Source organism: Mesorhizobium shonense (genome assembly GCF_040545255.1).
GTDB classification, from domain to species: Bacteria; Pseudomonadota; Alphaproteobacteria; order Rhizobiales; family Rhizobiaceae; genus Mesorhizobium; species Mesorhizobium shonense.
Window position 1 is genome coordinate 39,101 of record NZ_JBEPLM010000017.1, and the last position, 26,791, is coordinate 65,891.

At 65.4% G+C, this 26,791-nt stretch carries 28 protein-coding genes and 1 tRNA gene; 20 read left to right on the forward strand and 9 right to left on the reverse strand.

The annotated features are described in order from the left end of the window. Positions 1 to 28: 28 nt before the first annotated feature. Complete coding sequence (hrcA, locus tag ABID26_RS30325) at positions 29 to 1,111, reverse strand: heat-inducible transcriptional repressor HrcA (protein WP_126096974.1); 1,083 nt, start codon at positions 1,109 to 1,111, stop codon at positions 29 to 31. A 167-nt stretch (positions 1,112 to 1,278) separates the two neighbouring features. On the opposite strand from hrcA, the gene rph reads away from it, so the two are divergent. The 4 genes from rph to hemW all read left to right on the forward strand — a co-directional run bounded on the left by rph (position 1,279) and on the right by hemW (position 4,427). After that, positions 1,279 to 1,995 carry a ribonuclease PH gene (gene rph, locus ABID26_RS30330; RefSeq protein WP_126096975.1) on the forward strand — a complete coding sequence of 239 codons (717 nt, stop codon included), beginning with the start codon at positions 1,279 to 1,281 and terminating at the stop codon, positions 1,993 to 1,995. Between the two features lie 184 nt (positions 1,996 to 2,179). Next, on the forward strand, positions 2,180 to 2,590 hold the full coding sequence (locus tag ABID26_RS30335) for a VOC family protein (RefSeq protein WP_126096976.1): 411 nt from the start codon (positions 2,180 to 2,182) through the stop codon (positions 2,588 to 2,590). Further along, a complete protein-coding gene (gene rdgB / locus ABID26_RS30340; RefSeq protein ID WP_126096977.1) occupies positions 2,590 to 3,252 on the forward strand; it encodes an RdgB/HAM1 family non-canonical purine NTP pyrophosphatase in 663 nt (220 codons plus the stop codon). Before ABID26_RS30335 ends, rdgB begins: the two co-directional genes overlap by 1 nt. Next, a complete protein-coding gene (hemW, locus tag ABID26_RS30345; protein ID WP_126096978.1) occupies positions 3,249 to 4,427 on the forward strand; it encodes a radical SAM family heme chaperone HemW in 1,179 nt (392 codons plus the stop codon). Before rdgB ends, hemW begins: the two co-directional genes overlap by 4 nt. Before the next feature lie 202 nt (positions 4,428 to 4,629). Here hemW and ABID26_RS30350 read toward each other — a convergent pair whose 3' ends face one another. Then, on the reverse strand, positions 4,630 to 4,818 hold the full coding sequence (locus ABID26_RS30350) for a hypothetical protein (RefSeq protein ID WP_126096979.1): 189 nt from the start codon (positions 4,816 to 4,818) through the stop codon (positions 4,630 to 4,632). A 156-nt stretch (positions 4,819 to 4,974) separates the two neighbouring features. On the opposite strand from ABID26_RS30350, the gene rsmI reads away from it, so the two are divergent. Both rsmI and ABID26_RS30360 read left to right on the forward strand, forming a co-directional pair. Beyond that, positions 4,975 to 5,871: a 16S rRNA (cytidine(1402)-2'-O)-methyltransferase gene (gene rsmI, locus ABID26_RS30355; RefSeq protein ID WP_245460168.1), complete on the forward strand. Its 897-nt coding sequence runs from the start codon at positions 4,975 to 4,977 to the stop codon at positions 5,869 to 5,871. Beyond that, positions 5,864 to 6,241: a YraN family protein gene (locus ABID26_RS30360; RefSeq protein ID WP_126096981.1), complete on the forward strand. Its 378-nt coding sequence runs from the start codon at positions 5,864 to 5,866 to the stop codon at positions 6,239 to 6,241. The genes rsmI and ABID26_RS30360 overlap by 8 nt, the downstream gene beginning before the upstream one ends. A gap of 266 nt (positions 6,242 to 6,507) precedes the next feature. On the opposite strand, the gene ABID26_RS30365 is transcribed toward ABID26_RS30360, so the two are convergent. Beyond that, positions 6,508 to 7,314, reverse strand: a complete 807-nt coding sequence (locus ABID26_RS30365) for an undecaprenyl-diphosphate phosphatase (protein WP_126096983.1) — start codon at positions 7,312 to 7,314, stop codon at positions 6,508 to 6,510. Between the two features lie 161 nt (positions 7,315 to 7,475). Between ABID26_RS30365 and ABID26_RS30370 the strand changes: the two genes are divergently transcribed. From ABID26_RS30370 to ABID26_RS30415, 10 genes are all read left to right on the forward strand, one after another. Then, positions 7,476 to 8,168 (forward strand): glutathione S-transferase family protein, encoded by a 693-nt coding sequence (locus tag ABID26_RS30370; protein ID WP_126096984.1) that lies wholly within the window; start codon positions 7,476 to 7,478, stop codon positions 8,166 to 8,168. Continuing rightward, positions 8,149 to 9,306 carry a tRNA epoxyqueuosine(34) reductase QueG gene (gene queG, locus ABID26_RS30375; protein WP_126096985.1) on the forward strand — a complete coding sequence of 386 codons (1,158 nt, stop codon included), beginning with the start codon at positions 8,149 to 8,151 and terminating at the stop codon, positions 9,304 to 9,306. Before ABID26_RS30370 ends, queG begins: the two co-directional genes overlap by 20 nt. 12 nt (positions 9,307 to 9,318) lie before the next feature. Beyond that, a complete protein-coding gene (locus tag ABID26_RS30380) occupies positions 9,319 to 10,224 on the forward strand; it encodes an SDR family oxidoreductase (RefSeq protein ID WP_126096986.1) in 906 nt (301 codons plus the stop codon). A gap of 89 nt (positions 10,225 to 10,313) precedes the next feature. Continuing rightward, positions 10,314 to 11,396, forward strand: coding sequence for a penicillin-insensitive murein endopeptidase (gene mepA / locus ABID26_RS30385; RefSeq protein WP_126096987.1), 1,083 nt, complete (start codon positions 10,314 to 10,316; stop codon positions 11,394 to 11,396). 333 nt (positions 11,397 to 11,729) lie between these two features. Then, the gene (locus tag ABID26_RS30390; RefSeq protein ID WP_126096988.1) at positions 11,730 to 12,755 is read left to right on the forward strand and encodes a glucokinase; all 1,026 of its coding nucleotides are present in this window, start codon (positions 11,730 to 11,732) and stop codon (positions 12,753 to 12,755) included. A 135-nt stretch (positions 12,756 to 12,890) separates the two neighbouring features. Beyond that, on the forward strand, positions 12,891 to 14,741 hold the full coding sequence (locus tag ABID26_RS30395; RefSeq protein WP_126096989.1) for an ABC transporter ATP-binding protein: 1,851 nt from the start codon (positions 12,891 to 12,893) through the stop codon (positions 14,739 to 14,741). Further along, complete coding sequence (dapB, locus tag ABID26_RS30400; protein WP_126096990.1) at positions 14,738 to 15,559, forward strand: 4-hydroxy-tetrahydrodipicolinate reductase; 822 nt, start codon at positions 14,738 to 14,740, stop codon at positions 15,557 to 15,559. The genes ABID26_RS30395 and dapB overlap by 4 nt, the downstream gene beginning before the upstream one ends. A 29-nt stretch (positions 15,560 to 15,588) precedes the next feature. Beyond that, positions 15,589 to 16,209 (forward strand): 2,3-bisphosphoglycerate-dependent phosphoglycerate mutase, encoded by a 621-nt coding sequence (locus tag ABID26_RS30405; RefSeq protein WP_126096991.1) that lies wholly within the window; start codon positions 15,589 to 15,591, stop codon positions 16,207 to 16,209. A gap of 415 nt (positions 16,210 to 16,624) precedes the next feature. Next, positions 16,625 to 16,709, forward strand: a tRNA-Leu gene (locus ABID26_RS30410). A gap of 83 nt (positions 16,710 to 16,792) precedes the next feature. Continuing rightward, positions 16,793 to 17,554, forward strand: coding sequence for a hypothetical protein (locus ABID26_RS30415; RefSeq protein ID WP_354417351.1), 762 nt, complete (start codon positions 16,793 to 16,795; stop codon positions 17,552 to 17,554). 141 nt (positions 17,555 to 17,695) lie between these two features. Here the strand turns inward: ABID26_RS30415 and ABID26_RS30420 are convergent, their stop codons facing one another. Continuing rightward, the gene (locus ABID26_RS30420; protein WP_126102479.1) at positions 17,696 to 18,469 is read right to left on the reverse strand and encodes a class I SAM-dependent methyltransferase; all 774 of its coding nucleotides are present in this window, start codon (positions 18,467 to 18,469) and stop codon (positions 17,696 to 17,698) included. A gap of 160 nt (positions 18,470 to 18,629) precedes the next feature. On the opposite strand from ABID26_RS30420, the gene ABID26_RS30425 reads away from it, so the two are divergent. The 3 genes from ABID26_RS30425 (at position 18,630) to ABID26_RS30435 (ending at position 20,830) form a co-directional block, all read left to right on the forward strand. Further along, the gene (locus ABID26_RS30425) at positions 18,630 to 20,318 is read left to right on the forward strand and encodes an FAD-dependent oxidoreductase (protein ID WP_126096993.1); all 1,689 of its coding nucleotides are present in this window, start codon (positions 18,630 to 18,632) and stop codon (positions 20,316 to 20,318) included. Continuing rightward, positions 20,318 to 20,623, forward strand: a complete 306-nt coding sequence (locus ABID26_RS30430; RefSeq protein WP_126096994.1) for a UBP-type zinc finger domain-containing protein — start codon at positions 20,318 to 20,320, stop codon at positions 20,621 to 20,623. Before ABID26_RS30425 ends, ABID26_RS30430 begins: the two co-directional genes overlap by 1 nt. A gap of 72 nt (positions 20,624 to 20,695) precedes the next feature. Then, positions 20,696 to 20,830 (forward strand): type II toxin -antitoxin system TacA 1-like antitoxin, encoded by a 135-nt coding sequence (locus ABID26_RS30435; protein WP_245460307.1) that lies wholly within the window; start codon positions 20,696 to 20,698, stop codon positions 20,828 to 20,830. Positions 20,831 to 20,839: 9 nt separating this feature from the next. Here the strand turns inward: ABID26_RS30435 and ABID26_RS30440 are convergent, their stop codons facing one another. The 3 genes from ABID26_RS30440 to ABID26_RS30450 form a co-directional block, all read right to left on the reverse strand. Further along, entirely contained in the window at positions 20,840 to 21,022 is a 183-nt protein-coding gene (locus ABID26_RS30440; protein WP_189510882.1) for a hypothetical protein, read from the reverse strand. A 105-nt stretch (positions 21,023 to 21,127) separates the two neighbouring features. Continuing rightward, positions 21,128 to 21,949, reverse strand: coding sequence for a maleate cis-trans isomerase family protein (locus ABID26_RS30445; protein ID WP_126096996.1), 822 nt, complete (start codon positions 21,947 to 21,949; stop codon positions 21,128 to 21,130). Positions 21,950 to 22,001: 52 nt separating this feature from the next. Further along, positions 22,002 to 23,246: a D-amino acid dehydrogenase gene (locus ABID26_RS30450; protein ID WP_126096997.1), complete on the reverse strand. Its 1,245-nt coding sequence runs from the start codon at positions 23,244 to 23,246 to the stop codon at positions 22,002 to 22,004. 253 nt (positions 23,247 to 23,499) lie between these two features. Here ABID26_RS30450 and ABID26_RS30455 point away from each other — a divergent pair, with 253 nt between their 5' ends. Beyond that, positions 23,500 to 23,787, forward strand: coding sequence for a GIY-YIG nuclease family protein (locus ABID26_RS30455; RefSeq protein ID WP_126096998.1), 288 nt, complete (start codon positions 23,500 to 23,502; stop codon positions 23,785 to 23,787). A gap of 148 nt (positions 23,788 to 23,935) precedes the next feature. On the opposite strand, the gene ABID26_RS30460 is transcribed toward ABID26_RS30455, so the two are convergent. Both ABID26_RS30460 and ABID26_RS30465 read right to left on the reverse strand, forming a co-directional pair. Next, positions 23,936 to 25,114 carry a cystathionine gamma-synthase gene (locus ABID26_RS30460; protein ID WP_126096999.1) on the reverse strand — a complete coding sequence of 393 codons (1,179 nt, stop codon included), beginning with the start codon at positions 25,112 to 25,114 and terminating at the stop codon, positions 23,936 to 23,938. Next, on the reverse strand, positions 25,111 to 26,547 hold the full coding sequence (locus ABID26_RS30465) for a pyridoxal-phosphate dependent enzyme (protein WP_126097000.1): 1,437 nt from the start codon (positions 26,545 to 26,547) through the stop codon (positions 25,111 to 25,113). Before ABID26_RS30465 ends, ABID26_RS30460 begins: the two co-directional genes overlap by 4 nt. Between the last annotated feature and the right edge of the window lie 244 nt (positions 26,548 to 26,791).

Genomic DNA, 26,791 nt, shown 5'->3' on the forward strand with positions numbered 1-26,791 from the left:
CCACCCTCCTTGCGGCGATCCCGTTCGCCTATCTCAGCATGCGCGAAATCAATTGGGCAGTATAGTCGACCATAGGCACGATACGGGCATAATTGAGCCGGGTCGGGCCGATGACGCCGAGCGCGCCGACGACGCGCGCATCCTTGTCGCGATAGGGCGCGACCACAAGCGAGGAGCCGGACAGCGAGAACAGCTTGTTCTCCGAGCCGATGAAGATGCGCACGCCAGGCCCTTCCTCGGCAAGGTCGAGGAGCTGCAGCAGCCCGTCCTGCGTTTCCAGATCCTCGAAAAGATGGCGCAGCAATTCGAGGTCGGCCTGAGCGGTGACGTTCTCCAGAAGGTTGGCGCGGCCGCGCACGATGAGGCGCGCCGGCAGGCCGCTCTCGGCGCCGGCCCAGACCGCGAGGCCCTTCTCGACCAGGTCCTGCGACAGCGTGTCGAGGGCCGCCCTGGTCTCGTCCTTGATACGGGCGATCTCAATGCGCGCCTCGGCCAGCGTGCGGCCGCGGATGTGGGCGTTGAGGAAGTTCGAGGCCTCATGCAGCTGCGAGACGGTGATGCCGGCGGGCAGGTCGACAACCCGGTTCTCGACGTCGCCGCTCTGCGACACCATGACGGCGAGCGCCTTGGTGGGCTCCAGCTGGATGAACTCGATATGCTTCAGCGCCACCTCGTTCTTGGCGGCAAGCACCAGGCCGGCGCCGCGCGACATGCCGGACAGCATCTGGCTCGCCTCGGTCAGCATATGCTCCAGCGTGGCGCCCGAGCCCGAGGCGCGCACCTGCGCCTCGATGACGCGGCGCTCGTCGTCGGAGAGATCGCCAAGCTCCATGAAGGCATCGACGAAGAAGCGCAGGCCGGTCTGGGTCGGCAGCCGGCCGGCCGAGATGTGCGGGGCATAGATCAGGCCCAGATGCTCGAGGTCGCTCATCACGTTGCGGATGGTGGCCGGCGACAGCGACGAAGGCAGGATGCGCGACAGGCTGCGCGAACCGACCGGCTCGCCATCGCGCAGATAGGAATCGACAATCCGCCGGAAGATGTCGCGCGAACGCATGTCGAGCGATTGAAGTACGGGCGGCTGCGATGCGGGATCGACTGCCTTGTTCATTCCAGCAAAAAACCTCCTATTGAAAGATATAGACTTAAGCCCCCCTGGCGCAACCCGGGCCATTTTCCCTTGCGCCCCGTTTCCTTTGCGCCCTTTTCCTTTGCGCCATGCGTCGCATGCGTCTACAAGCCGCCGACGAATCCAAAAACGATAGGAAAGAAGGCCGAATGCGCCCCTCCAAACGCCAAGCTGACGAAATGCGCGCCATCTCCTTCGAGCGCGGCGTCTCCAAGCACGCCGAAGGCTCGTGCCTGGTGAAGTTCGGTGACACGCATGTGTTGTGCACGGCGAGCCTGGAGGAAAAAGTGCCGGCCTGGATGCGCAATTCCGGCAAGGGCTGGGTGACGGCGGAATACGGCATGCTGCCGCGCTCGACCGGCGAGCGCATGCGCCGCGAGGCCTCCGCCGGCAAGCAGGGCGGCCGCACGCTGGAGATCCAGCGGCTGATCGGCCGCTCACTCAGGGCCGTGGTCGACCTGCAGGCGCTGGGCGAGCAGCAGATCACCGTCGACTGCGACGTCATCCAGGCCGATGGCGGCACCCGCACGGCCTCGATCACCGGCGGCTGGGTGGCGCTCTACGACTGCCTGCGCTGGATGGAGGCGCGCCAGATGGCAAGTGTCGCCAAGGTGCTGAGGGATCATGTCGCGGCGATTTCCTGCGGCATCCATGACGGCCAGCCGGTCATCGATCTCGACTATCTCGAGGATTCCTCGGCCGGCACCGACGCCAATTTCGTCATGACCGGCAAGGGCGGCATCGTCGAGATCCAGGGCACGGCCGAGGGCGAGCCCTTCTCCGAAGAGCAGTTTGCCGCGCTGATGGGACTGGCCAAGAAGGGCATTTCGCGGCTGGTGAGCTTGCAGCAGATGGCGGTGGCGTAGGGTTATTGATGAGGTTGGCGATCCGTCACACCCCCCTCTGGCCTGCCGGCCATCTCCCCCGCAAGGGGGGAGATCGGGCGTCACTTCGGGTTTCGCCAACCATCAACGTTGAGACGATGTCGGCGGAGCTGCTAATCTCCCCCCTTGAGGGGGAGATGCCCGGCAGGGCAGAGGGGGGTGCCTCGTGACTCCCTCGGCGATTTTGGAATCGGCGCTCTACGTCACAGACTTGCACGCTGCCGAACAATTCTACCGCGACATCATCGGCCTGGATCCGCTTGGCAAAGTCGAGGGCCGCCACGTCTTCTTCCGCTGCGGCAGCGGCGTGTTGCTGCTCTTCAACGCCGAGGCGACGAAAATCCCGCCGGCGCCCGATGCCAGGCTGGCGGTTCCGCCGCACGGAACGGCCGGCAAAGGTCATCTTTGCTTCACGGCAAGCGCCGATGAGATTGGCCAATGGCGCAAGCATCTCACGGCCAAGAACGTCGCCATCGAAAGCGATTTCGAATGGCCGCAGGGCGGACACTCGATCTATATCCGCGACCCTTCGGGCAATTCGATCGAGTTCGCCGAGCCAAGGATCTGGGGCCTGTGATGCATTCCTTGAACGGACAGAAGATCGTCGTCGCCAGCCACAACGAAGGCAAGCTGCGCGAATTCGCCGACCTGATGGCGCCATTCGGCTTCGAGGCGAAGTCGGCCAAGGAGTACGGCCTGCCGGAACCGGACGAGACCGGCACGACCTTCGAGGAAAACGCCTATATCAAGGCCTACGCCGCGGCCAAGGCGACCGGCCTGCCGGCGCTCTCCGACGATTCGGGCCTCTGTGTCGACGCGCTCGACGGCGCGCCGGGCGTCTACACAGCCAACTGGGCCGAGACGCCCGACGGCACACGCGATTTCGGCATGGCCATGCAGCGCACCGAGGTGGCGCTGCAAGAGGTCGGCGCGACCGGGCCCGCGCAGCGCACCGGCCGCTTCGTCGCCGTCATCTGCCTCGCCTTTCCGGACGGCGATGCCGAATATTACCGGGGCGAGGCGGAGGGCACGCTGGTGTGGCCGCCGCGCGGCACGCTCGGCTTCGGCTACGATCCGGTGTTCCTGCCCAACGGTTTCGACAAGACTTTCGGCGAGATGAGCGCCGAACAAAAGCATGGCTGGAAGCCCGGCCAGGCAACCGCCCTGTCGCACCGCGCCCGCGCCTTCCAGAAATTCGCGCAAGCCCGCCTGGACTTGGCGCGGCTCGACTCAAGATGATCGGGACCGGCCAAACCATGCCCCTCGACCGCAGCCCCGGCTTCGGCGTCTACATCCATTGGCCGTTCTGCGCGGCCAAGTGCCCTTACTGTGATTTCAACAGCCATGTCCGCCACCAGCCGGTCGACCAGGAGCGCTTCGCGCGCGCCTTCGAGACGGAGTTGGCGACGATGCGCGCCCGCACTGGGCCGCGCGAGGTCACCAGCATCTTCCTCGGCGGCGGCACGCCGTCGCTGATGAAGCCGGAAACCGTCGCGGCGGTGCTGGAGGCCGTGGCAAAGAACTGGACGGTGCCTGCCGGCATCGAGGTCACGCTGGAGGCAAACCCCTCCTCGGTCGAGGCTGAGCGTTTTCGTGGCTACCGGACAGCCGGCGTCAACCGCGTCTCGCTCGGCGTGCAGGCACTGAACGACAAGGACCTGCGCTTCCTCGGCCGGCTGCACAATGTCGAGGAGGCGCTTCACGCCATCGGGCTCGCGCGCGAAATCTTCCCGCGGCTTTCCTTCGACCTGATCTATGCGCGGCCGGGCCAGACGCCGGAGCACTGGCAAGGGGAGCTCGAACAGGCGATCGGCCACGCCGCCGATCATCTGTCGCTCTACCAGCTTACGATCGAGGAAGGCACGCCCTTCCACGCGCTGCACGCGGCGCGGAAGTTCGTCCTTCCCGACAACGACCACGCCGCCGATCTCTACGCGCTGACGCAGGAAGTGACCGCGGCGCATGGCCTGCCGGCCTATGAGATCTCCAACCACGCGCGGCCGGGCGCCGAGAGCCGGCACAACCTGACCTATTGGCGCTATGGCGAATATGTCGGCGTCGGGCCGGGCGCGCATGGCCGCTTTGTCGAGAACGGCCGCCGGACCGTGACGGTCGCGGAAAAAATGCCGGAAACATGGGCCAACCTGGTCGAGGCCAGGGGCCATGGCGTCACCGGCGGCGAGGTGCTGACGCGCTCGGAAGAGGCCGACGAGTTCCTGCTGATGGGGCTGAGGCTTGCCGAAGGCATCGACCTCGCGCGTTACGAGATGCTAGCTGGGCGTGGCCTTTCGACCGCGAGGCTTTCGGTGCTGCAGGAAGAAGGGCTGGTGGCGCCGGTCGGCAATGCCCGGCTGCGCGCCACGACCGCGGGGATGATCGTGCTCGATGCGGTGGTGGCGGATCTGGCCAGGTAACCTCGCGCCTTCGTCATCCTCGGGCTTGACCCGAGGATCCATTCCGTGACCTCGGCCGAAGGATGCAGCGGAGCAGAATTCTGCACCGTTAGCGACGCTCTGATGTCACGGAATGGATCCTAGGGTCTACGCTGCGTCGCTTCGCTCCTTGCTTCGCCCTAGGATGACGAAGCGAGAGCTCGTCTGCGCCAGATGCCACACTCTAGGCATCATGCTTCTGGCGGTGCTTGCCGCGGTTCTTCTCGGCATGCGCCTCGCCGTTGCGGACCTGCTTCTGGTCCGCCTTGTCGCGGCGAGCGCCGTTCTGTTCGGCGATCGGATGTGGGGGAGTGCCCTCGCGGGCGGTTTTGCTTTCAAGTCGGCTGATAAAAATGTCGAAGCGACTGGGCATCGTCCGGTCCTGCCTCCTACCGGGAATCAGGGATGAAATTCGCCGGTAGCGGTTTCGTTCCTCACTATGGCAAAGGCATGGCGATTTCCTTGCCTCGACTTCACGTTTTGCAACCGGCCGTGAGCCATGCCAAACAGAGTGAACGGAGGGTTATTCTTGACCGGCGAGAAACGCAGCTATCTGATCGGGCAGACCGAGATTCCGGCGCGGCCGATTGCGTCGGCGCTCTATCTGGTGGCGACGCCGATCGGCAATCTCGCCGACATCACGCTGCGCGCGCTGGAGACGCTGGCTAGCGCCGACATCGTCGCCTGCGAGGACACGCGCGTCTCGCGCGTGCTGCTCGAACGCTACGGCATCCGTCGCCGCACCACGGCCTATCACGAGCACAATGCCGCCTCGGCGGGGCCGAAGCTGATCGAGGCCCTGGCGGCGGGGCGGAGCGTGGCGTTGATCTCGGATGCCGGCACGCCTTTGGTCTCCGATCCCGGCTACCGGCTGGTCGGCGAAGCGCTGGAGCAGGGCATCCGCGTCGTGCCGGTGCCGGGACCGTCGGCGGCGCTCGCCGCGCTGACCGCTTCCGGACTGCCCTCCGATGCCTTCCTGTTCGCCGGTTTCCTGCCTGCAAAAGCTGGTCAACGGCTGACGAAGCTCGAAACATTCAGGCAGGTCCCGGCGACGCTGATCTTCTTCGAGTCGCCGCGACGGCTGGCCGAGACGCTTGCCGCGATGGTCGAGGCGCTGGGCGGCGCGCGCAAGGCCGCGATCGGCCGCGAGCTGACCAAGGCGTTCGAGGAGATGCGGACCGGCACGCTCGGCGAGCTTGCCGACCACTATGGGGCGGCCGACACGCCGAAGGGTGAAATCGTCATCTGCGTCGGTCCGGCCGAGGCCACGGCGGACCAGCCGGCCGACATCGACCGGCTGCTTCTGTCGCTCGCGGCCGAAATGCCGGCGTCCAAGGCCGCCGCGGAAGCGGCGAAGATGACCGGCGGTCAGAAACAGGCGCTCTACCGGCGGCTGCTCGGGCTCAAGGACGCCGGCGGTGGCTGAGCGCACTGTCGGCCATCGACGCAAGGCTTATCGGCGCGGCCATCGCGGCGAATGGCTGGCGGCGCTGGCGTTGATGCTGAAGGGCTACCGGATTCTCGCCCGCCGCCATCGCACCAAGCTCGGCGAGATCGACCTGATCGCCAGGCGTGGGAACCTCGTTCTGTTCGTCGAGGTCAAGGCGCGCCGAACGCTGATGGAGGCGATGGAGGCGATCGCCCACAGCTCCGAGCGGCGCATCGAGGGCGCCGCCGATCTCTGGCTGTCGCGCCAGCCCGACTATGGGCGATTGTCGATACGCTTCGACATGGTGGCGGTGCTGCCCTGGCGCTGGCCGGTGCATGTCGAGAATGCGTTTTATGGGAGGAATTGAGGAGCACCCCGAAGACGTGACCTTGCAAGATGCCAACTGTCGACGTCGGCGCCGCCCCTCATTGCCCTGCCGGGCATTTCTCCCCGTATAGTGACGGGGAGAAAGGGCTGACCGCAGCCTTGGCGCTGTCCTGTGCAACGCTGGTGATTGGTGAAACGGGCGATGAGAGCGCCCCTCTCCCCGTCACTATACGGGGAGAGGATGCCGGCAGGCAGGTGAGGGGCAGCGCAAACGTCCAAAAGATGCCAATCTCACCAGATCTGAAGTCACCCCCAGATCATCAGTGCCACCAATCCCACAGCACCCACCACGAGCCGCCACCAGCCGAACAGCGAATAGCCCTTGCGCGAGACGAAATCGAGCAGGAAGCGCACGACGATCAGCGCGCTGACGAAGGCGGCGATGAAGCCGACGGCGATGATCGGCAGGTCGGCCGAGGTCAGCACGTTGCGGTTCTTGAACAGGTCGAAGGCGAAAGCGCCGACCATGGTCGGCATCGCCAGGAAGAAGGAGAACTCCGCCGCCGCGCGCTTGTCGACGCCAAGCAGCAGCGCGCCGACGATGGTCGAGCCGGAACGCGAGGTGCCGGGGATCATCGACAGGCACTGGAACAGGCCGATCTGCAGGTAAAGCCTGGTCGGGAAACGCTCGACGTCGCGATAGACCGGCTTGAGGTTCATGCGGTCGACGGCCAAAAGCACCACGCCGCCGATGATCAGCATGATGCAGATCAGCCGCGGCGATTCGAACAGGAAGGTCTTGATGAAATCATGCGCCAGCGCGCCGATGACCGCGGCCGGCAGGAAGGCGATCAGGATGCCGATGACGAAGTGCCGGGTCAGCCGGTCATAGGGCAGTTCGAGCACCATCTTCCACAGGCGGCGGAAATAGACGCTGAGGATGGCGAGGATCGCGCCGAGCTGGATCAGGATCTCGAAGGCCTTGCCGGTCGAATGGAAGCCGAGGAAATGGCCGGCGAGCAGGATATGGCCGGTCGAGGAGACCGGGATGAATTCGGTCAGGCCCTCCAGCAGGCCAAGCAGCAGCGCTTCGACGATGGTTTGGCTTTCCATGGCAACCTCTGCTTTCGAGTAACGGCTAACGGGAAGGGCTTGCTTGTCATGGCGCGTAAGTGCCCCTATAGGTCGCAACACATGACAGTCCCTGGAATCGGGCGGCCAAGACTTACCGGCGCCGAAAACGATTCGCCAGTGCGCCCTATCATCGCGGAACCATGCTGACGCTTTTCCACCATCCCATGTTCGCCACCTGCCGGTTCGTGCGTCTCGCTTTCGGCGAATACGGCGAGGAACTGGCGCTGATCGAGGAAAAGCCGTGGACGCGGCGCAAGGAGTTCTTGGCGCTCAACCCGGCCGGCACGCTGCCGATCCTGCTTGCCGAGGGCGACGTGCCGATCGTCGGCGCCATGGTGATCGCCGAATATCTCGACGAGACGCGCGGGGTGCTCAAGCGCGACAAGCGGCTGTTCGCCGAAGACCCGATGCAACGCGCCGAAATCCGCCGGCTGACCGACTGGTATCTCGCGAAGGCCGAAAGCGAGGTCACCCGCCATCTGGTGCGCGAGCGCGTGCTGAAGCCGGTCATGCCGGAGACCGCGGGCGGCGGCTCGCCCGATTCGGCGGCGATCCGCGCCGCGCGCGCCAACATCCGCCAGCACATGAAATACACCAACTGGCTGGCCGGCACGCGCCATTGGCTGGCCGGCAACAAGGTGACCTATGCCGACCTCGCCGCCGCGGCGACGCTTTCGGTGCTCGACTATCTCGGCGAGATCGACTGGCGCGAGCACTCGGCAGCGCGCGAATGGTATACACGCGTCAAATCACGGCCGTCGTTCCGGTCGCTGCTCACCGACCGGGTGCGCGGCCTGTCGCCGGTATCGCATTATGCGGACCTCGATTTCTGACAAAACCCGCCTGCGCGCGCTGATCGACGCGGAGGCGCGCCGCGCCGGCTTCGAGGCGGTCGCCGTGACCAGGCCGGACGCGATCCCGCTGGCGCCCGCGCGCCTGGCCGAGTTCGTCGCGGACAGTTTCCATGGCTCGATGGAGTGGATCGCCGAGACCATCGAGCGCCGGGCCGAACCCTCGACATTGTGGCCGGAGGTGCGCTCGATCATCGTTCTGGCGATGAATTACGGCCCGGATCGCGATCCGCGCGACGTCCTCGAAAAGCGCGATCGCGGGGCGATCTCGGTCTATGCGCAAAATCGCGACTATCACGACGTGATGAAGGGCCGGCTGAAGGAGATCGCCGGCAAGATCGTCGCGCGCGCCGGGGGCGACGTCAAAGTCTTCGTCGATACGGCCCCGGTGATGGAAAAGCCGCTGGCCGAAGCCGCCGGCCTCGGCTGGCAGGGCAAGCACACCAATCTGGTCAGCCGCGCGCATGGCTCGTGGCTGTTCCTCGGCACGATCTTCACGACGGCCGAGCTCGAGCCGGACAAAGCTGAAATCGACCATTGCGGCTCCTGCCGCGCCTGTCTTGATGTGTGCCCGACCGATGCTTTCCCCGCGCCCTACCGGCTCGATGCGCGGCGCTGCATCTCCTACCTCACCATCGAGAACAAGGAGCCGATCCCGCGCGAATTCCGCGAGAAGATCGGCAACCGCATCTATGGCTGCGACGATTGCCTCGCCGTCTGTCCATGGAACAAGTTCGCCAGCGTTGCCTCGGAAGCCAAGCTTGCCGCGCGCGCCGATCTGCGCGAGCCGTCGCTTTCGGAACTCTTGCTCCTCGACGACGCGGCGTTCCGCGCCTTCTTCTCGGGCTCGCCGATCAAGCGCATCGGCCGCGACCGTTTCGTCCGCAACGTGCTGATCGCCGCCGGCAATTCGAGCGATGCCTCGCTGACGCCGATCGTGCAAGGCCTGCTCGACGACGGCTCGCCGCTGGTGCGGGGTGCGGCGGTATGGGCACTTTCGCGACTGATGCCTCGGCGCGATCTTGCCAGGCTCGCGGCATCGGCCTTGAAGGCCGAAGGCAATGCTGCGGTGCGCGACGAATGGTTCTTGGCGCTGCCGGATTCTGCGAAGGATCGTTGAAGGGGTTCATTGATGGGCGAAAGACGCTTCTTCATCTTCGGCGCCGGCTATTCCGGCAAGGCCTTCGCGCAGGCCAACGGGCAGGGCGCGCCGATCCTGGGCACGACCCGCGCGCCGGAAAAGTTCGCGGCGTTGCGGCAGGCGGGCATCGGGCCGTTGCGCTTCGACGGTTCGCTGACGTCTGAAATCAGCGACGCGCTTCGGCAAACCACGCATCTCATCGTCTCGGTCGCGCCGGACGAAGCGGGCGATCCGGTGCTCAACGCCGCCGGCGAGACGATCCGGGCAAAGATGCCGGCGCTGGAATGGATCGGCTATCTCTCCACCGTCGGCGTCTATGGCGACCATGGCGGCGCCTGGGTGGATGAGAGCGCCGAATGCAGACCGGTATCGAAGCGCTCGATGATGCGGGTGGCGGCCGAAAAGGACTGGCTGAGGCTCGGCCAGGAGATCGGAAAACCGGTGGCGATCCTGCGGCTCTCCGGCATTTACGGCCCGGGCCGCAACGCGTTGGTCAATCTCGAGGACGGCACCGCGAGGCGGCTGGTCAAGAAGGATCAGGTGTTCAATCGCATCCATTGCGACGACATCGCCGGGGCGCTTTGGCATCTGGCCGGGAACAATCTCGGCGGCATCTTCAACGTCACCGACGACGAGCCGGCACCGCCGCAGGACGTCGTCGCCTATGCCGCCGGATTGATGGGCGTGGAGCCGCCGCCCGAAATTCCTTTCGAGACCGCCCAACTTTCGCCCATGGCGCGTTCCTTCTATGGCGAGAACAAGCGCGTCGCCAACAAGGCGATCAAGGCGGCCGGCTACAGCTTTCGTTTCCCGAACTATCGGGTGACGCTGGAGCGGATGTGGGCCGACGGCAATTGGCGGGACGGGGAGCCGCGCAGCCCCATGAAACGCTCGTGATCGAAGCCAAGCGCGGGACATGATATGATTCGCTGCTGAAGCATGTCGCCCGAGATTGCGTCGCTCTACTGGAGAGGGGACCCGACCTGATGACGTTGCGATCGCTGCCCGACAGGAAGCCGTTCCTGACCGCCGCGCTTGCGCTGGCGACTTTAGCAGCCCTGGCGGCGGCCGCGATCTCGGCCGAACCGCGTGCAAAAGACCTGTTCGGCGCCAGGAAGCTGCCGGCGGTAGCGCCGGCGCAATCCTTCGGCTTCTATTCCAAAGGCTGTTTCACCGGCGGCGTCGCCCTGCCGATGGACGGACCGAGCTGGGAAGTGATGCGCCCCTCGCGCAACCGCCGCTGGGGCCATCCGGCGATGATCGCGCTGATCGAGAAGCTCGCGCGCGACGCCCACGCGGATGGCTGGCCGGGTCTTTTGATCGGCGACGTCTCGCAGCCGCGCGGCGGTCCGATGACGACCGGCCATGCCTCGCATCAGATCGGCCTCGACGCCGACATCTGGCTGACGCCGATGCCTCGCCGCCCGCTGACGATAGCCCAGCGCGAGACCATGAGCGCGACGCTGATGGTCGACGAGAAGACGCATCTGGTGAAGGAGGCGCTTTGGACGCCGGCGCATACGCGGCTGTTGAAGCGTGCGGCGAGCTACGCGGAAGTCGAGCGCATCCTGGTCAATCCGGGCATCAAGAAGAAGCTTTGCGACACGGTCACCGGCGACCGTTCCTGGCTGCGCAAGATCCGCCCGTTCTGGGGCCACGACTATCATTTCCACATGCGCATCGGCTGTCAGCCTGGCTCGCCAGGCTGCAAGGCGCAGGAGGCGACGCCTGACGACGACGGCTGCGGCAAGCCGCTGGCCTGGTGGTTCACCGAGGAGCCCTGGCGCCCGAACAAAAACCCGGACGCGCCGAAGGCCCGCGACCTGATGACCATGGCCAACCTGCCGAGGGAATGCCAGGCGGTGCTCGCCGCGCCGGACGCGCCTTCGCTGGAAGCGGTCACCTATCAGGGCGGCGGCGCGGCAGCGGTGGCGGCCGCGAAGCAGGAACCGACCGAGCCGGCGGAGACGATCTCCAGCGGCAATGCTGTGCTTCCCGCGGCGGCCAGCGCTTTTGCTCCGACGCCGAAAATCGGCATTCCACTGCCGCGACCGAGGCCGGGGAACTGACGACAGGGTTTTGGGCAGGCCAATTGTCGAAGCCAGCGCTGCCCCTCATCGCCCTGCCGGGCACTTCGGCCGCAGCCTTGCAGCCTTTTCTGCAACGCTGGCGATTGGCGAAACCGGTGGCGAGCTTCCCTCTCCCCGTGCCTATACGGGGAGAGGATGCCGGCAGGCAGGTGAGGGGCAGCGCCGCCGCCGGAAAACGGGGCAAGGACGGAATTCAAAACATGAAGCGATGCCCCGAAACTGGGGCCAAACCGGCTTTCCCTTTGCAAGTCCATGCGCTAGTTCAACGAACAGACAACGGCATATTCGCCCGAACGGGGACGAACAAAGAGCATGGCAGGCGAAGACGATACAGCGCTGCGGTTTCCGGTCCTGATCGGCGATATCGGCGGCACCAATGCGCGTTTCTCGATCGTGCTCGACGCGAACTCGGAAGCGACCGAGCCGCAGATCGTCCAGACGGCCAATTTCAAGACCATCGACGAGGCGATCCAGGCGGCGGTGCTCGATCGCTCGTCGATCCAGCCGCATTCGGCGGTGCTGGCGGTTGCCGGCCCGGTCGACGGCGACGAGATCCGGCTCACCAACTGCCCCTGGGTGGTCAAGCCGCGCCAGATGTTTGCCAATCTCGGCCTTAGCGAGATCGTCGTGCTCAACGATTTCGAGGCGCAGGCGCTGGCCGTCGTGGCGCTCGGCGAAGAGCATATGGAAAAGATCGGCGGCGGCACGCCGGAGCCGAGCGCCGGCCGGGTCGTGCTCGGCCCCGGAACCGGGCTTGGCGTCGCCGGGCTGATCTACGCGCTGCGCCACTGGATACCGGTGCCGGGCGAGGGCGGGCACATGGACATCGGCCCGCGCACGGCGCGCGACTTCGAAGTCTTCCCGCATATCGAAAAGCTCGAGGGCCGCATCTCCGGCGAGCAGATCCTGTGCGGCCGCGGGCTGGTCAATGTCTATCGCGCGGTGGCCAAGGCCGACGCCAAGCCGACGCCGTTCACGACACCGGCCGAAATCACAGCGGCGGCGCTCGCCAAATCCGATCCGGTGGCGGAAGAGGCGCTGTCGCTGTTCGTCACCTGCCTCGGCCGCACCGCCGGCGATCTGGCGCTGGTGTTCATGAGCCGGGGCGGCGTGTTTTTGACCGGCGGCATCGCACAAAAAATCGTGCCGGCGCTGAAAGCCGGCAATTTCCGCGCCGCTTTCGAAGACAAGGCGCCGCACAGCGCGCTGATGCGCGCGATGCCGGTCTATGTCATCACGCACCCGCTGGCCGCGCTTCTTGGCCTCGCCGCCTATGCCAGGACCCCAGCGCTGTTCGGCGTCCAGACCGTGGGACGGCACTGGCGGGCGGCCGTTTGAGGCTACGGGTTCGTGACCTGTTATGAGCCGCGACGAAGTTTCGCCATAGGCAAGCCACGACCGGAGCGCTAAGAGGGGTGCCAAATTGCGGCCCTGCTGCGAAAGCAACCGAAAAATCACGGAACAAACCCCGATTTGAACCAGTCGCTTCAACCTCAAGCGAAGGCCCTGCCGGGCGAGACCTGGGCGATCCTGCGCCGCATCATCGCCGAGAACGGCCGCGAATACCGCTGGGCCTATGTGGTGGCCATCACCTGCTCGCTGGTCGTTTCGGGCACGACGGCCTTCGCCGCCTGGATCATGAGCCCGGTCGTCAACCAGATCTTCTATGATCGACGCGGCGATCTGATCTTCCTGATCTGCGCGGGCATCATGGCTTCTTTCGTGTTGCGCGGAATTGCCACCTACGGCCAGGCGGTGACGCTGGCGAGAATCGGCAACAATCTGGTTGCGCGCTACCAGCGCCGAATCTTCGACCATCTTATGAAGCTCGGGGTCGGCTTCTTCACCGACACGCGTTCGGGTCAGCTCGCGGCGCGGGTCAACGAGAACATCAACGGCATCCGCGATCTTCTGTCGATGACGCTGACCTCGATCGCGCGCGATGCGGTATCGCTGATAGGCCTGATCGGCATCATGATCTATCAGGACCCGCTGTTGTCGCTGTCCTCGTTGCTGATCGGGCCGCCGCTGATCTGGGCCGTCGTCTACCTGCAGCGCCGGGTGCGGCGCATCTCGCGCGAATCCGTGCAGATCAACTCGCGGCTGATCGGCGCCATGCAGGAAGCGACGCAAGGCATTGCCATCGTCAAGGCCTTCACCATGGAGGAGGAGCTTGCGCGCCGCATCGGCCAGCTCTCCGAGAGCGCCGAGCAGCGCGGCAACAAGATCGCCCGCGTCTCGGAGCGGCTGACGCCGATCTCCGACTTGCTGGCCGGCCTCGCCGTCACCGGCGTCATCGCCTATTCCGGCTACCGCGCGCTGGTGCTGGGCCAGCCTCCGGGCGCGGTCTTCTCCTTCATCACCGCGCTGATCCTCGCCTATGATCCGGCACGGCGGCTGGCGCGCATGCAGGTGGGCATGGAGCGGTCGTTGGTCAATGCGCGCATGATCTACGAGCTGCTCGACCTCGAGCCGCAGCAGGGCGACGCGCCCGGCGCGGCCGAGGCCAGGATCGCCAGCGGCGAGGTGCGCTTCGACAACGTCACCTTCGGTTACAGCGCCGACATGCCGGTGCTGCGGAACCTGAGCTTCACCGCCGCCGCCGGCAAGGTGACGGCGATCGTCGGCGCCTCCGGTGCCGGCAAGTCGACGCTGGTGGCACTCTTGCAGCGCTTCTATGACGTCGATAGCGGCAGCATCGTTGTCGACGGCCAGGACATCGCCAAGGTAACCAAGCAGTCGCTGCGCGGCTCGATCGCCTATGTCTCGCAGGCGCCCTATCTGTTCGAAGGCACGATCCGCGACAACATTCGCTACGGACGGCTTTCCGCCTCGGACGCCGAGATCGAGCTGGCGGCGAGCCAGGCGGCGGCCGACGACTTCATCCGCCAGCAGCCGCAGGGCTACGACACGCCGGTCGGCGAAAACGGCGTGACGCTGTCGGGCGGCCAGCGCCAGCGCGTCTCGATCGCCCGCGCCATCGTGCGCCAGGCGCCGATCCTTTTGCTCGACGAGGCGACGTCGGCGCTCGACAACGAGGCGGAAGCGCGCGTCCAGGAAGCGCTGACCCATGTCATGGAAGGGCGTACCACGATCGTCATCGCGCACCGGCTGTCGACGGTGGTCAATGCCGACCACATCATCGTGCTGGAAGAAGGCCGGCTGGTCGAGGAAGGCACGCATGCCGCGCTGATGGCCGACCCGCACAGCGTCTATGCCCGCTTCCACCGGGTGCAGGGCAAGAAGGGGCTGGGGCTTGTCGATGACGCCAAGCCAATCCAAACTCCGCAGCGCGCGAAGAAGGCCGTCAGGAGAAGCGCATGAGCGAAGCGGGCGACATGGGCCTGGTGGTGGTGGGTGCGGCCGGCCGCATGGGCCAGACGCTGATCCGCGCCATCCACACGATTCCGGGTGCAAGAGTAGCCGGCGCCGTTGAAAGGGCAGGTTCGCCCTATCTCGGCAAGGATGCCGGCGAGCTTGCCGGCATCGGCATCATCAACGTGCCGATCGTCGACGACCCGCTGCCGGCCTTCGCCAAGGCCGATGGCGTGCTCGATTTCACGGCGCCCAAGGCAAGCGTCGAATTCGCCGGCTACGCCGCGCAGGCGCGCATCGTCCATGTCATCGGCACGACCGGCTGCTCGGCCGACGACGATGCGAAGATCGCGGCCGCAGCCCGCCATGCGACGATCGTCAAATCCGGCAATATGAGCCTAGGCGTCAACCTTTTGGCGGTGCTGGTGGAGCAGGCGGCCCGCGCGCTCGACAGCGAAGATTTCGACATCGAGATCCTGGAGATGCACCACAAGCACAAGGTCGACGCGCCGTCGGGCACGGCGCTGCTGCTCGGCGAGGCGGCGGCGAAGGGCAGGGAGATCGCGCTCGAGGACAACAGCGTGCGGGTGCGCGACGGCCACACCGGCGTGCGCAAGACCGGCGCGATCGGCTTCGCCACGCTGCGCGGCGGCTCGGTGGTCGGAGAGCACAGCGTGATCCTGGCCGGCACCGGCGAGCGCATCACGCTCTCCCATCAGGCCGAGGACCGGGCGATCTTTGCCCGGGGCGCGGTCAAGGCGGCGCTTTGGGCGCGCGGCAAGAAGCCGGGCCTTTATTCCATGCGGGACGTGCTCGGCCTGAGCTGAGCACCCCAAATCCGAAACAAGGAGCAAACATGTCGGGAACTCTCGTGCTCGTGCGCCACGGCCAGAGCGAATGGAACCTGAAGAACCTGTTCACCGGCTGGCGCGACGTGGGTCTGACCGAGCAAGGCAACGCTGAAGCGCTTGCCGCCGGCGAGAAGCTCAAGGCGCGCGGGCTGAAATTCGACATCGCCTACACCTCGGCGCTGAAGCGGGCGCAGAACACCTGCCAGATCATCCTTGACGTGGTCGGCCAGGGCGATCTGAAGACCATCCGCGACCAGGCGCTCAACGAACGCGACTACGGCGACCTCTCCGGCCTCAACAAGGACGACGCGCGCAAGAAATGGGGCGAGGAGCAGGTGCATATCTGGCGCCGCTCCTACGACGTCGCGCCGCCCGGCGGCGAAAGCCTGAAGGACACCGGCGCGCGCGTGTGGCCCTATTACCTGCACGACGTGCAGCCGCACGTGCTGCGCGGCGAAACCGTGCTGGTCGCCGCGCACGGCAATTCGCTGCGCGCGCTGATCATGGCGCTGGACGGCAAGAGCGGCGAAGAGATCGTCAAGCTCGAGCTCGGCACCGGCGTACCTGTGATCTACAAGCTCAACGCCGATTCGACGGTGGCGAAGAAGGAAGTGCTGGAGGGGTGAGGGCTCCTCGCCTCCTTACGGCGACCATCGGATCGATGGGCAGCCTCTCGGGCCAGTAGTTTCAGGTTTGAATTCCGTCCCGCCCTTATCTGTTCAGCGTTTGCGCCGCCCCTCACCTGCCTGCCGGCATCCTCTCCCCGTATAGTGACGGGGAGAGGGGCGCTCTCATCGCCGCTTTCGCCAATCGCCAGCGTTGCAAGAAGGGAGCCGGCATTGCGGCCAGCCCCTTCTCCCCGTCACTATACGGGGAGAAGTGCCCGGCAGGGCGATGAGGGGCGGCGCCGACGCCGGCAATTAACATCAACAGCGCAGCTTCGCCGAAGATCGGCCGTTCCTATCTTGAGCCGGCATCGGCAGCCCCTCGAAAAAAGCGCGTTGACACGCTTCGATTGCCCGCTTACATGAGCGCCCACCAGCCCAGATGGCGGAATTGGTAGACGCGCACGGTTCAGGTCCGTGTTCCGCAAGGAGTGGAGGTTCGAGTCCTCTTCTGGGCACCAAATTCCCGTTTCAGACGTTCTGACGCGATGAGCAAAAAGCCCGGATTTTCCGGGCTTTTTTGTGCCCTGCAACTCGCCTCGGGTTGAACCGTTCCTATCTTGTCGTGTTAACCCGAGGTTCCGGGATGCCCAAGCCATTCAAGGAATGGAAGGTTCTGCCACACGGCAGGCTCACTCCTGTCGACGACAATATTCTGACGGTGACCGGCGACATACCGATGCCCGTCGGCAACATGAAACGGCGCATGACTGTGGTGCGATTGCGCGACCAACGGCTCGTTATCTTCAGCGCCATCGCGCTTGACGACGAACAGATGCGCGCGATCGAGGCCTTCGGCCAGCCCGCCTTCCTGATCGTCCCTAATGATCATCACCGGCTCGATGCAAAGCCATGGAAGGACCGCTATCCCTCCCTTCAGGTGATTGCACCGCTGGGCGCGCTTAACAGTGTCGAGAAGGCGGTACATATCGATGCGACACGCGGTGACTTTGGCGATCCCGACGTCAAGCTCATCACCGTCCCCGGAACCCGCGATCGCGAAGCGGCGCTGCAGGTTCACGGACCAAACGGCACGACGCTCGTTCTCAATGACGTCGTCGGCAACGTCCGCGATGCAACCGGCTTTGCAGGCTGGGCATTGCGCATGATGGGATTTGCCGGTGATGAGCCGCATATACCCTGGCCGGTCAAGCTGGCGATGGTCGGCGACAAGGCGGCACTCGCAGCGCAATTGAGACGATGGGCGGAACAGCCGGCGCTCAAGCGCATCCTTGTTTCGCATGGCTCCGCCATCGCCGATGATCCGCAGGGGGCGCTGCGCAAGCTTGCGACGTCGCTCGGATAGTGGTTGGAATTGCGTCGAAAAGTGATGCGCGCCTCTCCTGGGCACCATCCTTCGCTCTTCGAGCTTCGGATGGCAGGCCACCCGGCGTTATAAGAGCGAAGGATGGTCCTCCGAAGCCTTTGGCGAAGGAGGATCCGCCGGCTATTCGCGCTTGGCTGTGATGATCCACGCCCGCGAGTCGAACAGCACGCCCCCTGAGGTCATATGCGCCGCCAGCATGTCGCGCAGCCGCTTCGACACCTTGCCTGGCGGCTCGGTCGCGTGCGCGAGCGCCTCCTTGACCATCTGGAAGCTGGAGAGAGCGCCAAACGCGGCATCGACGTCCGGCCCGTAATAGACCGGCTCATGCACCTCAGTGAAGGCGATGGACTTAAACCCGGCCGCGCTCAGAAGCGTCCTGGCGACGGCAGCGTCCCCGAGTGAAAACGCCATGGGGACATCCCCGGACGGCGTGCTTTCCGGGTTCAGTGCTTGCTGAATGGCTCCTGACCACTCGTTACGCTCCTGGCTCTGCCAGACCATCCACACAAGGCGCGCGCCGGGCCGCAACGCCTGGGCGATATTGGCGAATGCCGCAGGCGGATCGACAAAGAACATCGTCCCGAAGCGGCTGATGCAAACATCGAAACTGGCAGCGGGGAATGCGTGCGATTGCGCATCTCCCTGCTCGAAGGTCACGTTCCGCAGTCCTTCTTCGGCGCAACGTCGCCGCGCCACTTCGAGCATCTGCGCGGACGTATCGACGCCGACCACCTCTCCGTCGACGGCGACGCGTGCGGCCTCGCGGGCCGTTAGTCCCGCACCGCAGCCGATGTCGAGCACGCGGTAACGTGTTCCGATGTCGGCGGCCGCCCTGAGGTGCCGATTATGCCGTGCCAGTTCCGCGTCGTAAAAGTCGGCACAATCCGCTGCCATCGCACCCACCGGCTCTATCGTTGCAGCACCGAGACTCACTTTTGAGCGCGGTATTGAAGTGTAGCAAGCGCGAAAAAGGGTGACAGGTGCGAAACCACTCTGCCGGTCAGCGCCAAACAAACCGCTTCAAACCCCGCGGACGCTCCGCTACGGTTCGCCCATGGCCCCGACCGTCAGTCCGACCATCGCCGCCCGCCGCGACCAGATGTTCCCAGTCCTCGCCGATGCGGACATCGAGCGCATGCGCCGCTTCGGCGAAGGCCGCACCTATGCCGCCGGCGAGCATATCGTCACGGCCGGCACGGTTTCGCCCGGGCTGATCCTCATCCTGTCGGGCAAGGTCGACATCACGCAGGCCGGTGGGCTTGGCCCGCGCGAGGCGATCATCACCTATGGCGCCGGCAATTTCATCGGCGAGCTGGCCCAGCTCTCGAGCCGTCCGTCGCTGGTCAATGCCGAAGCGAGGGAGCCGGTCGAGGCCATCGTCATCCCCTCGCAGCGGCTGCGCGACCTGATGGTGCAGGAGGCGAATCTCGGCGAGCGCATCATGCGGGCATTGATCCTGCGCCGCGTCGGCCTGCTCGAGAGCGGCGCCAGCGGGCCGATCGTCATCGGCCCTCCCGGCAATGGCGACGTGCTGCGGCTGCAAGGTTTTCTCAGCCGCAGCGGCCTGCCGCATCGCGCGCTCGATTCCGACACCGACCCCTGCGCCAAGACGCTGATCGAGCGTTTCCATGTCGATCCGCACCATTTGCCGATCGTGCTCTGCCCGAACGGCAAGCTGCTGCACAATCCGGGCGAGAGCGACCTCGCCCGCTGCGTCGGCCTGCTGCGGCCGGTCGATGCCGACAAGGTCTACGACGTGGCCATCGTCGGCGCGGGACCGGCGGGGCTTGCGGCCGCGGTCTATGCCGCCTCCGAAGGGCTGTCGACGATCGTGCTCGACTGCCGCGCCTTCGGCGGCCAGGCAGGCGCGTCCTCACGCATCGAAAACTATCTCGGCTTTCCGACCGGCATCACGGGCATGGCGCTGATGGCGCGCGCCTACAACCAGGCGCAAAAATTCGGCGTCGAGATGGTGATCCCCGATGAGGCGAAGCTGCTCGGCGCCGCCGACGACATGCCCGGCTACCGGCTCGACGTCGGCGACGGCGAGACCGTGCGCACTCGCACCGTGGTGATCGCCAGCGGCGCGCGCTATCGCCGCCTCGATATCGCCAACCTGGCGCAGTCCGAGGGGACGTCCGTGCATTACTGGGCCTCGCCGATCGAGGCACGTCTTTGCCGGGAGCAGGAGGTGGCGCTGGTCGGCGCCGGCAATTCGGCTGGGCAGGCGGCAGTCTATCTGGCGAGCCAGGTGCGCAAGGTGACGCTTTTGGCACGGCGCGACAGCCTCGACGCCACCATGTCGCGCTATCTGGTCGAGCGCATAGAGGCGCAGCCGAACATCGAGGTGCTGACCGGAACCGAGATCGAGGCGCTGGATGGTCAGGAAGGCAATCTGGAGGAGGTGCGGTGGCGCAGCCGGGCGACCGGCGCGGCGACGACGCGCCCCATCCGCCATGTCTTCCTGTTCATCGGCGCCGATCCGAACACCGACTGGCTGGCGCGCTGCAACGTGGCGCTCGATGCCAAGGGTTTCGTGCGCACCGGGCCGGACGTCGCGCCGGGGCATGGGCTGATGGAGACGAGCCGTAGCGGCGTGTTCGCCATCGGCGACGTTCGCTGCGGCTCGACCAAGCGCGTCGCGGCCGCCGTCGGCGAAGGCGCCCAGGTCGTGGCGGCATTGCATGGCTATCTGGCGCGGAACGGCCGCGCCATTGCGCCCGAACAAGCGAGGAGACCGTGATGGACGAATGCAGGCATACGGACGGCATCAAGGATGTCACGCCGAGCGCGCTTGGCTGCGAGGAATGCCTGAAGAGCGGATCCTGGTGGGTGCATCTCAGGCTCTGCCGCACCTGCGGTCACGTCGGCTGCTGCGACGACTCGCCGAACCGCCACGCCACCAAACATTTTCACGCCACCAAGCATCCGGTCATCGAAGGCTACGATCCGCCGGAGGGCTGGGGCTGGTGCTATGTCGACGAGGTTTTCATCGACCTCGGCGAGCGCACGACGCCGCAGAACGGCCCGATCCCAAGATTTGTTTGAGGTTGCTGACTGAACAGGCCATCAAACAAGGCCCGCAAGCAGAAATCGGACACCCGCGTTGAGTTGAACAAGGTGCTCGATCGCACGCTTATCACGGTCTCGCCGGAGGCTTATGCGGAGCTTGTCACCCAACTCGATGCGCCGTCGAAGCTCAGCGAGAGGTTGAGCCGACTGATGAATGCGCCTCTGCCGTGGAAGAGCGACTAAGCGCGCTGCCTATTTCACCGAGCTGGTGACGGTCCGGTCTATTGCCGCGGGATCGCGGTCGTTGCCGGCGAGCGCGCCGATGATCAAAAGGCTGACGATGATCGGGACGAACAGAATGGCGACGCGCGCCTGCACGTAGAAAATGGCGCGCCATTCATTGCGCTTTTCGGGGCTGTCGTTCATCGCGCTCACTCTGTCCTGCCTCCCCGGGGCGGGACATAGTAGCGAAGCGTTAAGCAACCTTTTCCGGAACCGTTAACCCCGACGTATTCCAACGCTCCGAATCCGAAAAAATGTTCAGTTTGCGGGCAGCGCGAACAGCCTTCCGCCCGCCGGCACGACGTCGTCGATGCCGGCGAGGCGCAGGCAGTGCCAGGCCATGGCGTGGTTGGAGGAGGTGACGGGAATGCCGATCTTCCGTTCCAGCCCCGCCACCGCCTCGGCGACGCGCAGGCTGGTGCAGGAGATGAAGATCGCGTCCACGCCCGGCGCCGCCGCCATGCGCTCGGCGGCCGCCTCGATCGAGGCGAGCGAGATGCGGGCCGCCTCGCGGTCGTCGCGTCGGTCGAAGGTGGCGACGGCTGATATGTCGAGGCCCCGACCGGTGAAGTAACTGACGAGGCCCCGGTTGATCTCGGGCGCATAAGGCGTCAGCAGCCCGATGCCCCTGGCGCCGAGCGCCTTGAACGCCGCAAGCGCCCCGGTAACCGGCGTGGTGCAGGCGACGCCCGGCCGCGCCTTCCTGATCTCGGCGAAGACGGCTTCCTCGCCGAGCGTCATGGTCGCCGAGGTGCAGCCGAAGCCGACGACGTCGAGCGGGATGCTGGGCAGGATGAGGTCGACGGTCGGCGCGATCCGCGGGCCGATGGCGCGCAGCGTGTCGGGCGTGATGTCGTTGTCGTTGAAGAGGCGGGCTTCGTAGAAGGCAACGCCCGGAATGCGCACCAGGGCGCGGAATTCATGCTCCAGCGTCTGGTCGGTGGCGAGGATCGCAAGCCCGATCGCCGCGCGCGAGGCGAGGCCGCCATCGAGCTCCGACGGCAATATGCCGAGATCGGCTGGCTTGGGGTCGACAGGTGCCGAAGAATGAAGGCGGGTAGCGGCTGCGCTGACGGACATGGCATTCCCTTTCTCGTCGATCCCCGTTCGAACCCCGTCCGGGACCCTGCTCTCAGTTCAAAAGTCCATCCATGGAAATGGCCGGCTTGCGGCCGGCGATCAGGTCGGCGGTGATGCGCGCCGAGCCGTGCGACATGGTCCAGCCGATATGGCCGTGCCCGGTGTTGAGGTAGAGGTTGCCGAGCCGCCGCCGTCCGAACTCGGGCAGGTTGTTCGGGGTCATCGGCCTCAGGCCGGCCCACATCTCGGCGCGGTCATAGTCGGCGCCTTCCGGATAGAGCTCCCGCGTCACGCCCTTCATGAAAGCGAAATCGGCCGGCTTGTGGCTGGTGTCGTAGCCGGCGAATTCCGCCGTGGCGGTGACGCGGATGCGGTCGCCGAAGCGCGATATGGCGACCAGGTTGTGCTCGTCGACCGAGGCGATGGTCGGCGGATGCGGCCGGTTGCCGACGGGAATGGTCAGCGAATAGCCTTTGATGGGATAGATCGGCAGGCCGATGCCGATCGTCCTGGCGATCAGCGGGCTGTAGGAGCCGAGCGCCAGCACATAGGCGTCGCCCTTGAAATTCCCCTTGTCGGTCAGCACCTGGGTAACGCCGTCACCGCCCGAAGTCTCGATGCCGGTGATGGTGGTGCCGGTACGGATTTCGCCGCCGCGTTCGACGACTTTCGCCGCCAGCGCCCGGGTGAACTTCGCCGGGTCGCCGGTCTCGTCGGTCGGGCAATGGATGCCGCCGGCGATCTTTTCCCTCGCGGAAGCCAGCGACGGATCGAGCGCGACGACGCCGTCGCGGTCGAGCACCGTGATCTCCTGCCCGTCGGATTCCAGCAGCTTCATGTGCTCTACGCCCTTGTCGAGCGCCTGCTGGCTGCGGTGGAAATAGAGGATGCCGCGGCCGTTGCGGTCGTATTCTATCTGCTCGTCGGCGACGACCTCGTGCAGGACCGATTGCGAATAGGCGGCAAGGCGATGCTTGAGCAGCGTGTTGCGCCTGGCCTTCTCGGCCGTGCATTCCATCAGGAACAGCCACGACCAGCTGTAGAGCCTGGGATCGGCCGACAGCTTGAAGCGCAGCGCCTGGTCCTTCAGCACCAGCGATTTCAACAGGATCATCGGCGCCTTGGGCGACGACCAGACAAAGGAATGTCCGGGCGCGATCATGCCGGCATTGCCCCAGCTGGTCTCGGCGGCGACTTGGAGTTGGCGCTCGAGGATGACGACCTCGTGCCCGTCCTTTTGCAGCTGGTAAGCGGTGGTGACGCCGACAACACCGCCACCCAACACGATCACGCGCATGACGCCTCCGGAGATCGCAAGTTGGGGGCAGTTTAGAATGTAGATTTCGGTCTGCAATGGCACACATACCGAGATGTTGGCGGGACAGCGCACCCATCGTGGTCAGGACGATCGCGAATGGCGCTTCGTCATTCTAGGGCGGAGCAAGGAGCGAAGCGACGCGCGCAGACCCTAGAATCCATGCCGTGACATTGGCCGTGGAATGCAACGGTCCAGAATGGCGGCTGGCGAGAGTGCCAGCTAAGATCGCCAGATGACCGGCTTCGTTTACATGACTGCAAGCCAGAAAGGCGGCACGATCTATATCGGTGTCACCAACGACCTTGCTCGTCGGATGCCCGAGCACAAGACCGGCCAAGGCTCCAGCTTCACCAGCCGCTACGGTGTGCAGCGTTTGGTCTGGTACGAGGAACACTTCGACATCGCCGATGCCATTCAGCGTGAGACGTCATTGAAGCGCTGGCCCCGCCGATGGAAGATTGAATTGATCGAAAAGAACAATCCGGAATGGTTCGAGCTGTTTCGCGGAATTGGCTGGTGAGAGTTCTGCACCGCGGTGGCTCTCAACCGGCACGGCATGGATTCTAGGGTCTGCGCGCGTCGCTTCGCTCCTTGCTCCGCCCTAGAATGACGAAGCGTCCTACCCACGAGGGGGCGCGAAGGATCACCACGCGCGGTGATTGGCCAGGCTAGAGCGCCAGCGCCTGATCCAGATCCGCGATCAAATCATCGCCGTCCTCGATGCCGGCCGACAGCCGCACCAGCGAATCGGAGATGCCGATCGCGCCGCGCTTTTCCGCCGGGATCGAGCCGTGCGTCATCAAGGCCGGATGCTCGATCAGGCTTTCGACGCCGCCGAGGCTTTCCGCCAGCGTGAAGAGCTGCGTGCGCTCGAGGAAGCGTTTTGTGCCGGCCAGGTCGCGATCGAGGTCGACCGAGATCATACCGCCGAAGGCATGCATCTGGCGTTTCGCGATCTCGTGTTGCGGATGGCTGGCAAGCCCGGGATAGATGACGCGCCGGACATCTTTCCGCCCTTCCAGCCATTGCGCGATTTTGAGGCCGTTGGCGGAATGGCGCTCCATCCTGAGCGCCAGGGTCTTGATGCCGCGCAGCGCCAGAAAGCTGTCGAACGGGCCGGAAATGGCGCCAATGGCGTTCTGCAGGAATTTCAGCCGGTCGGCCAAATCCTTGTTGTCTCCGACCACCGCGACGCCGCCGACCATGTCGGAATGGCCGTTCAAGTATTTCGTCGTCGAATGGACGACGATGTCGATGCCGAGCTCCAGCGGCCGCTGGATGTAGGGGCTGGCGAAGGTGTTGTCGGCGACGGTGATCAAGCCCTTGCGCTTGGCGAGCGCGGCAACAGCCTCGAGATCGACGATGCGCAGCAGCGGATTGGTCGGCGTCTCGACCCAGAGCAGCTTTGTCTCGGGCCTGATCGCGGCTTCGACGGCGGCAAGGTCGGTGAAGTCGGCGAAGCTCACCTGCAGGCCCGCCGAGCGCTTGCGCACCCGCTCCATCAGCCTAAACGAACCGCCATAGATGTCGTCGGTGGCGACGACATGGGCGCCGGCGTCGAACAGTTCCAGCACCGTGCCGATCGCCGCCAGGCCGGAGGCGAAGGCGAAGGCGGCCGTGCCGCTTTCGAGATCGGCGACCGCGCGCTCGAAGGCAAAGCGCGTCGGGTTCTGGCTGCGGGCGTATTCAAAACCCTTGTGCACGCCGGGCGACTGCTGGCCATAGGTCGAAGTGGCGTAGATCGGCACCATCACCGCGCCGGTCAGCGGATCGTGGCTCTGGCCGCCATGGATGGTGCGGGTGGAGAAGGCCAGGCGGTTCCTGCCCGATGGCGGTGTTGTGGTCATTTTGCGCGGCGCCTCAGATGGTTGATCAGGTCGATACGGGTTATCAGGCCGATGAACTCATCGCCATCGAAGACGATGGCGACCTCGTTGCGGTCGAAGACCGGCAGCAGCGCATCGAGCGTCTGGCTGGCCTGCAGCGTGTGCAGCGTTGAGGTCATGGCCGTGCGCACCGGGGCGTTGAAACGGTCCCAGCGGCCGTCATAGGGGCCGTCGACCTTGGCCAGGATATCGCTCTCGTCGACGATACCGACCAGCTTGCCGTCGTCCAGCACCGGCAGCTGCGAGACGTCTGAGCGGCGCATGCGGCCATAGGCGTTGAGCAGGCTTTCGTCCGGGCCGATATAGACGATGTCGCCGGTGCGGGGCGAGCGCATCACCAGGTCGCGCAAATCGCCGTGCTGTTTGTGGTCGTCAAGCCCCTGCTCGGCCAGCCAGATGTCATCAAAGACCTTCGACAGATATTTGTTGCCGCTGTCGCAGACCAGGGTGACGACACGCTTGGCCGTCGTCTGCTCGCGGCAGTAGCGCAGCGCCGCCGACAGAAGCGTGCCCGAGGACGAGCCGGCCAAGATGCCTTCCTTCGACAGCAGATCGCGCACTGCCAGCATGCTCTGCTTGTCGGGGATGGAATAGGCCTTCTTGACCAGCGAGAGATCGGCGTTGGGCGGCACGAAATCCTCGCCGATGCCCTCGACGGTCCAGCTGCCGGCCTCCTGCATCTTGCCGGTCTTGATCAGCGGCGCCAGCACCGAGCCGACCGGATCGGCAAGCACCATCTCGGTCTTCGGCGAATGTTTCGCGAAGAAGCGGCCGACACCCGTGAGCGTGCCGCCGGAGCCGACGCCGACCACCACCGCGTCGACATCGCCGTCGAGCTGCGAAAAGATTTCCGGGCCGGTGGTCGTCTCATGCGCCAGCGGATTGGCCGGGTTGGCGAACTGGTTGGCATAGAAGGCGCCGGGCAATTCGGCGGCGATCTTCTCGGCCATGTCCTGGTAATATTCGGGATGGCCCTTGCCGACATCGGAGCGGGTCATGCGCACCTCGGCGCCCAAAGCGCGCAGGTGCTGGATTTTTTCGCGCGACATCTTGTCGGGCACGACCAGGATGATGCGATAGCCTTTCGGAATGCCGACCTGGGCGAGACCGAGCCCGGTGTTGCCGGCGGTGGCCTCGACGATTGTGCCGCCGCGCTTCAGCAGGCCCGCCTTCTCGGCCGCGGCGATCATCGACAGCGCGATGCGGTCCTTGATCGAACCGCCGGGGTTCTGGCTTTCCAGCTTGATGAATAGCCGGCACTTGCCGGTGTCGAATTTGGTGAGCTCGACGACGGGCGTCTGGCCGATCAGGTCGAGCACCGAGGCGTAAGGCGGCCGCAGCCGCGCCAAATTGCTTTCCGCGCCGTCGGGCGCTGTCTTCCTGTGCACGCTCATCTCGGACCCTCCATGAAGCAAGCTCGACGCGAGTGACCAGTCTTCACAATCCTGCGCATGAGGCCGGCCGGAATCTATTCCGGGTTCACGGATCACGCACGAGCGTCTTTTCCAGCCCTTTTCGCTTTGAAAGAAGATAGATCGTGCCAATCCGGCGGCGAGTGGGGGAATGGAATTTCACCGACTGGCGGGGAAGGGGCGGTCTGGATCGAGCATTCCAACGTCGAGTTCCTTCGCGCCCCCC

Bases quoted from the DNA above. Each gene is read 5' to 3' on its own strand.
- hrcA (WP_126096974.1), bottom strand. From the start codon at position 1,111: ATGAACAAGGCAGTCGATCCCGCATCGCAGCCGCCCGTACTTCAATCG.
- rph (WP_126096975.1), top strand. From the start codon at position 1,279: ATGCGCCCCTCCAAACGCCAAGCTGACGAAATGCGCGCCATCTCCTTC.
- rdgB (WP_126096977.1), top strand. From the start codon at position 2,590: ATGCATTCCTTGAACGGACAGAAGATCGTCGTCGCCAGCCACAACGAA.
- hemW (WP_126096978.1), top strand. From the start codon at position 3,249: ATGATCGGGACCGGCCAAACCATGCCCCTCGACCGCAGCCCCGGCTTC.
- ABID26_RS30350 (WP_126096979.1), bottom strand. From the start codon at position 4,818: ATGCCCAGTCGCTTCGACATTTTTATCAGCCGACTTGAAAGCAAAACC.
- ABID26_RS30365 (WP_126096983.1), bottom strand. From the start codon at position 7,314: ATGGAAAGCCAAACCATCGTCGAAGCGCTGCTGCTTGGCCTGCTGGAG.
- ABID26_RS30370 (WP_126096984.1), top strand. From the start codon at position 7,476: ATGCTGACGCTTTTCCACCATCCCATGTTCGCCACCTGCCGGTTCGTG.
- queG (WP_126096985.1), top strand. From the start codon at position 8,149: ATGCGGACCTCGATTTCTGACAAAACCCGCCTGCGCGCGCTGATCGAC.
- ABID26_RS30380 (WP_126096986.1), top strand. From the start codon at position 9,319: ATGGGCGAAAGACGCTTCTTCATCTTCGGCGCCGGCTATTCCGGCAAG.
- mepA (WP_126096987.1), top strand. From the start codon at position 10,314: ATGACGTTGCGATCGCTGCCCGACAGGAAGCCGTTCCTGACCGCCGCG.
- ABID26_RS30390 (WP_126096988.1), top strand. From the start codon at position 11,730: ATGGCAGGCGAAGACGATACAGCGCTGCGGTTTCCGGTCCTGATCGGC.
- dapB (WP_126096990.1), top strand. From the start codon at position 14,738: ATGAGCGAAGCGGGCGACATGGGCCTGGTGGTGGTGGGTGCGGCCGGC.
- ABID26_RS30405 (WP_126096991.1), top strand. From the start codon at position 15,589: ATGTCGGGAACTCTCGTGCTCGTGCGCCACGGCCAGAGCGAATGGAAC.
- ABID26_RS30420 (WP_126102479.1), bottom strand. From the start codon at position 18,469: ATGGCAGCGGATTGTGCCGACTTTTACGACGCGGAACTGGCACGGCAT.
- ABID26_RS30425 (WP_126096993.1), top strand. From the start codon at position 18,630: ATGGCCCCGACCGTCAGTCCGACCATCGCCGCCCGCCGCGACCAGATG.
- ABID26_RS30430 (WP_126096994.1), top strand. From the start codon at position 20,318: ATGGACGAATGCAGGCATACGGACGGCATCAAGGATGTCACGCCGAGC.
- ABID26_RS30445 (WP_126096996.1), bottom strand. From the start codon at position 21,949: ATGTCCGTCAGCGCAGCCGCTACCCGCCTTCATTCTTCGGCACCTGTC.
- ABID26_RS30450 (WP_126096997.1), bottom strand. From the start codon at position 23,246: ATGCGCGTGATCGTGTTGGGTGGCGGTGTTGTCGGCGTCACCACCGCT.
- ABID26_RS30455 (WP_126096998.1), top strand. From the start codon at position 23,500: ATGACCGGCTTCGTTTACATGACTGCAAGCCAGAAAGGCGGCACGATC.
- ABID26_RS30460 (WP_126096999.1), bottom strand. From the start codon at position 25,114: ATGACCACAACACCGCCATCGGGCAGGAACCGCCTGGCCTTCTCCACC.
- ABID26_RS30465 (WP_126097000.1), bottom strand. From the start codon at position 26,547: ATGAGCGTGCACAGGAAGACAGCGCCCGACGGCGCGGAAAGCAATTTG.